This window comes from Candidatus Woesearchaeota archaeon (genome assembly GCA_003695435.1).
In the GTDB taxonomy this organism is placed as follows: domain Archaea; phylum Nanobdellota; class Nanobdellia; order Woesearchaeales; family UBA11576; genus J101.
Window position 1 is genome coordinate 1 of sequence record RFJL01000047.1, and the last position, 5,163, is coordinate 5,163.

The 5,163-nt window shown below is 41.9% G+C and carries 7 protein-coding genes; 3 read left to right on the top strand and 4 right to left on the bottom strand.

The window, feature by feature from the left end:
- On the top strand, positions 1-281 hold a 281-nt coding region (locus tag D6774_03470; protein RME77730.1), incomplete at its 5' end, for an MGMT family protein.
- Between the two features lie 309 nt (positions 282-590).
- On the opposite strand, the gene D6774_03475 is transcribed toward D6774_03470, so the two are convergent.
- The gene (locus D6774_03475) at positions 591-1,172 is read right to left on the bottom strand and encodes a 50S ribosomal protein L15e (GenBank protein RME77731.1); all 582 of its coding nucleotides are present in this window, start codon (positions 1,170-1,172) and stop codon (positions 591-593) included.
- Between the two features lie 152 nt (positions 1,173-1,324).
- On the opposite strand from D6774_03475, the gene D6774_03480 reads away from it, so the two are divergent.
- Together D6774_03480 and D6774_03485 are read left to right on the top strand one after the other, a co-directional pair.
- Positions 1,325-2,608, top strand: a complete 1,284-nt coding sequence (locus D6774_03480) for a glycosyltransferase (GenBank protein ID RME77732.1) — start codon at positions 1,325-1,327, stop codon at positions 2,606-2,608.
- On the top strand, positions 2,605-3,105 hold the full coding sequence (locus D6774_03485; GenBank protein ID RME77733.1) for a hypothetical protein: 501 nt from the start codon (positions 2,605-2,607) through the stop codon (positions 3,103-3,105). The genes D6774_03480 and D6774_03485 overlap by 4 nt, the downstream gene beginning before the upstream one ends.
- Before the next feature lie 116 nt (positions 3,106-3,221).
- Here D6774_03485 and D6774_03490 read toward each other — a convergent pair whose 3' ends face one another.
- The 3 genes from D6774_03490 to D6774_03500 all read right to left on the bottom strand — a co-directional run bounded on the left by D6774_03490 (position 3,222) and on the right by D6774_03500 (position 4,847).
- On the bottom strand, positions 3,222-3,584 hold the full coding sequence (locus D6774_03490; GenBank protein RME77734.1) for a DUF2283 domain-containing protein: 363 nt from the start codon (positions 3,582-3,584) through the stop codon (positions 3,222-3,224).
- A gap of 5 nt (positions 3,585-3,589) precedes the next feature.
- On the bottom strand, positions 3,590-3,892 hold the full coding sequence (locus D6774_03495; GenBank protein RME77735.1) for a hypothetical protein: 303 nt from the start codon (positions 3,890-3,892) through the stop codon (positions 3,590-3,592).
- A 130-nt stretch (positions 3,893-4,022) separates the two neighbouring features.
- Positions 4,023-4,847, bottom strand: a complete 825-nt coding sequence (locus D6774_03500; GenBank protein ID RME77736.1) for an integrase — start codon at positions 4,845-4,847, stop codon at positions 4,023-4,025.
- Positions 4,848-5,163 lie beyond the last annotated feature (316 nt).

Below are 5,163 nucleotides of genomic sequence, written 5' to 3' on the forward strand. Positions count from 1 at the left end.
AACTTCTCAAAAAAGTTCCAGCAGGAAAAGTGACGACGTACAAAGATATTGCTCACGCACTTCATTCAAAAGCATACCGCGCTGTGGGAACAGCAATGCACAAAAACCCCCACAGTTTCTGTGAAGGAGGAGATGTTCCTTGCCATCGCGTGGTGAACTCAGACGGAACACCAGGAAGTTTTGCTTTTGGAACTGCAAAGAAAAAAGAGCTTCTTCAACAAGAAGGTGTTGAAGTAAGAAATGGGAAAATAGATCTTACGCGTTTTAGAGTTCGTCTATGAATTCTTGCGCCTTTCTTGCTTGGGTTATTCTAGGTGATGAACAATACGGACAAATGCTTGGTACCCGATCAGTTTTTGGCACCCACTTATAATTGCAATGTGAACATTCCCAACGAGTCATACCTGTGTAGAGGCTGTTAAAGTATAAAAGTTTTGGTACGACCTATCAGAAACATAAAGAACGTAACAAGTAAACAAGGTAAAAGATAACCCTTAAAGAACATCAGGAAGAAAACATAAAAGGGGAAAAAAGAAGGCTGAAAAATAATTAAAGGGTTACAAGCAAACGTTTTTTCTTCAAAACGTTCCTTACAATTTTGCCCTTCTTTTTTTGGGTACTCGTTTTCTGCGAACCCTCTCAGATCCTTTTCCTTTTTTGCGCAAACCGCGTGATTTGCGTCCTGCTGAGGTAAGTCCACGGTATACCCGTCCTTTGTGCTTACGTGAAGTAATCCACTTGAGTTGAGGATCCTTGCGAATTGCTGGGTGAGCAGTATCAACAAGAATTACTTCATACCATTTGTAAATCCCATCTTTTGCAACAGGGTAAGAGTTGAGCACTTGTGCGTTTTTGTGTTTGCTTGCAGCTCTTTGCTCAGCGATGCGCTGATAATTCATATCAAGCAATTTAAAGCGTCTGTTTGCCTTAGGTCTTCGACCTCCTGCAACTTGTTCGCGCATACGTCCTCCACGAATCACTCTTTGACGTACTACGAAAATGCCTTGTTTTGCTCTATACCCAAGACTGCGTGCTCTGTCAATACGTGTTGGTCTGTGGATACGAACCGTTGCTGGCTCTCTGCGCCAGAGAATAAGTCTTTCTCGCATTAATTCAGGCATATTTGCCTTTGGTCGTTTCCAAACGTTTCTAATATACTTATATACTCCCATTTTAGCCTCCGTTATTGTTCTAAGGGCATAAATGCCGCTTTTTTAAGGATTCAGGGAAGCTACTCCCCACATCTCCACTTCTCAAACCAACACCTTCTATTTATAAATGCTGTGGTGGGGTTTTTTAAACGGATTTCACAACAGCCCTTCTTATGAAGATCTGTATTATGGGAACTCGCCTTGGATGCATTGAAGGCGAATCTATTGAAGCAGATTCCTGGTACGACCTCCTCTCGCACTTGGGATACGAACTGCACATGCTTGCAGGAACGTTTTGCACAAAACGCGAAGTAAAGTGCAAAGAGTCCCCTCTTCTTGATCACAAACACCCAGAAATCAGAGCAGTAAAGCGCATTCTCTTCGGATCCCCTCTTGATAAAGCAGGAAAAAAAACTGCAAAAATTCTTCTTGATAATACTGTGACAAGACTCAAAGGCGATGTGAAAAAATTCTTCCAACACGAAAAGTTTGATCTGATCATCGTCATAAACATCTTCTCAGATCTTAAAAACCCTGTTGCAAGCGTAGTTATGAGAGAACTTGCAAAAGAACTTAGCGTTCCTATGATTTCTTATGAGCGCACCTTTGTTTGGGATAATGATTATTACACCAAACACAACAACTTTCCCAACCTCACCGATGAAATTCCACCAACACTCAAACACATAACTCATGTTGTTAATACGACACAAAAAGCAAAAGAATTACAAGAACACAAGAACATAACACCAAAGGTCATTCCTAAATTTCTCAATCTTGAAAAACTTCAGCAAGAAGATGCGCAGACAAGAAGGTTTCGCACCGTTTTTGAAATCCCCGATGATGCGTACATCTTTCTACAACCAACAAGGCTTTCAAGAAAAAAAGGTGTTGAACACGCACTTAAAATCGTTGCAGGAGTAAACAAAGCAACAAAAAAAGAAAACGTGCTTATCCTCACTGGCCCTCCTCGTTATTTTAGAGGGTCTTATTTTGAAGAAATCGTAAAACGCATGCAAAAAATGAAAGTTCGTGTGATCTTCGCACACGACAAAATCGGACTCTCACGAGAGTCAAGCATGTTTTCCATGGGTGATGCGTACCTTAACTGCGATATGGTTCTCTTCCCAGCAACCCAACACGCATTTGGCAGACCCGTTCTTGAAGCATTTGCCTACAAAAAACCCATCGTCGTAGTAAAACAATCATACTACGATGACCTCAAACAATTTGATCCTCAAATGATAGAAATTGAAAAAGTAGATGAACAAGTCATCTCCGACGTAATGGAAACCCTACTCTTAGACGAAAAACGAGAAGAAATGGTGAAGAAAAACTTCGCCATACTCAAAGAACACTACTCCCAAGAAGCAGTATCTGAAAACATCATCACCCTCCTCAACGAACTTGAACGAAAACCATTCTTTACAAGAATGAAAAAGAGGTTCATAGGATGAAACCCATCTACCTTATACGCAACGCTTGTCCCATCTGCTCAGGAGACTTAAAAGGAAATGACCAGGTACGATACCTGTGTAAAAAATGCAATCTCCTCTTCGACAGAAAACACTTCAAAATAGAACAAGACACCAAAGAACAACCCCTTGAAAACAAGCAAACTAAACAAGAAAAGAAACAGACTTCCAAGCACACCCCCCAACCCAACAAAGAAGAACAACCTAAAACAAAAAACCAAAACGAAGAAGTCAAAAAGCATGTGTCCGAAGAAGAAACCACCCCTCTCGATGAGCACCCTCTTGAAGTTCCCGGATACGAACTTGAAGATGAAAGCGTGCTCGTAGCTTCAGATAAATCCGACAAAATGCACCACGGAAAATGCCACTTCTTAAAAAAAATCCACAAAGAAAACAGAGTATACCTTGAGAGCATCGACGAAGGAAAAGAGAAAGGGTATAAGTTATGTGTGTGTCTGAGACGAAAAGGGTTTAAATGATTAAAGAAGGGTTACATAATATCCCTGCTGGGTCGCAACATACATAGAAAGACACATTCTAAAGAGCTAAACGTTACAAAAGTGGACTGCACAAACGGCAGAGTCCTCCAAGACTCTCAAGCAGGTGCAAGAGCAGGGCTTTTCTGCACTATCCGTGGAAGAGAAAGAATAGGTCTGATCTGATCATCCTTAGTGATGAGGGAGATTTTGATCACTAGCAAGTCATTCTTGGTCTTGATATCAACTCTACAAGAATCAAGAGTGCAAAGGATCTTTTTTATGCTTGTAGATGTCTTCGAGTCTATAAGGTCATGGATCAGCCGTGATGCATGAAGAAACTGTAAGCCCACTACCTCTTTTTGGGCATTAAGATCAAGAACTACATCCCCCAATTCAACGCCACCTTTTGACTTGGCTTGAGGATCATACAAGAACAAATCATCATGCTCTTCATCATAACTAAAATTAAATTTTCGCATTTTTCTCAGCAATCGCTTGCCATCTCCTTTATTTTTATGATAGTACAGACAACACACTTCTCAGTCAAGACCAGGATATATCTGTGACACTGTGTCTTGCTGTAGCCAAAGTAGCAGTCGTATTTCTCCTCGCCTGCTTTTCGGGCTTCTTGTCGGATAGCATAGGAAAGACTCCGGGGATTTATAATGTTTTCTTTCACCTCTCTTATAAGGCCCCCTCTAAACATTGCCTGTGCCTGCGCATGTGTTGTGAGGATAATCTCCTGTTCAGTAAAGGTTGCAAGTCTTCTTTTGATGTCATCTAGCATGGCGTAAGAAACAAAAAGTTCTTTAACAACACTCCGACGAGAAAGTTGAAAAGTTTTCAACCTTTTTCGAATGCTGCCAATTTCACTCGCACGGAATCATTGCAAAATCGTTGTAGAATCTACAACGAATTCACTGTTGAACAATCTCATCAAGAGGGCTTCGTGTTGTGAGCAGTTTCGCCTTTGCGTAATGCGCGTAGCCCAGGGTTGTTCGTGGATGGGCATGTCCTAAGAGTTGCTGTACGCGTGTGATGTCTTCTCCGCGCTCAAGCAGGTGCGTGGTAAAAGAGTGGCGCAGCATATGTGGGTGCACTTTCGTTTTGAGCGCCTTTTTTCCTGCTTTTTCTATGATCTGCTGGACTGATCTTACGCACAGATGCGTGCCACCTCGACCCTTGAAGAGATAAGTGGAGTTCGTAGTGCAAAGGGTCTCCAACTCAGCCTTAAGGCATAAGGGAATGATGAATGGCCGATCTTTTTTCCCTTTTCCCTCAATCACCCAGCCAATCACCTGCTCAAAGTCAAGATGTTCTTTTTTGAGTTTCACCACTTCTGAGACCCTAAGGCCAGCGCCGTACATCAAAGAGACAAGAAGCCGATGTTTAGCATTGGAGATTGAATCGATCAGACGCATTACCTCGTCTCTCGTGAGACAATCGACCTTCTTCTTAGGCACTTTGCTGAACTTGATTTTCAGATACATCCCTTTGTGCAGGATCTCTATCATGAAGAAGCGCAGAGCGTTGTGAGCAACGTTCATTGTGCTTCCAGAAACACCTCTGTCCTGCAAGTAGTAGAGGTAGTCTCGCACCTGTTTCTTTGAGAGCTTCTTGATCGGAACATCTTTATTCTTGAGTAAGAACTTCTTGACATAGAACAAATACGTCTTGACGGTTTTATTGCTCATACGTCTTCGGAGCATCTCACGTTTCATGGAATAAAGAGGATCATTCATGAGGCGAAGAAAGCATATTTTTCTTTAAGTGACCTTACAAGAAGAACTTGAAAACCTTCCAATACCCACCACACGATAAGAACACTTTTTTGGATGCGTTCCACCCAAAAACAAAGATACAACCCCTGTAAACCCCTTATTATCCCCTCCGCGCATATAAGGGGTTAAGTTCAATCGCTCGGATCAATAACAGGCATCCAAAGAATGTCCTCGCGACTTTTTCCTCACGGAAAATCCCTAACGGGAAAACTTAACACGAGTTATGTCCAATTCTGCCTTATTTCTCCACTCCACCAACAAAGGTTAATTTCACTGC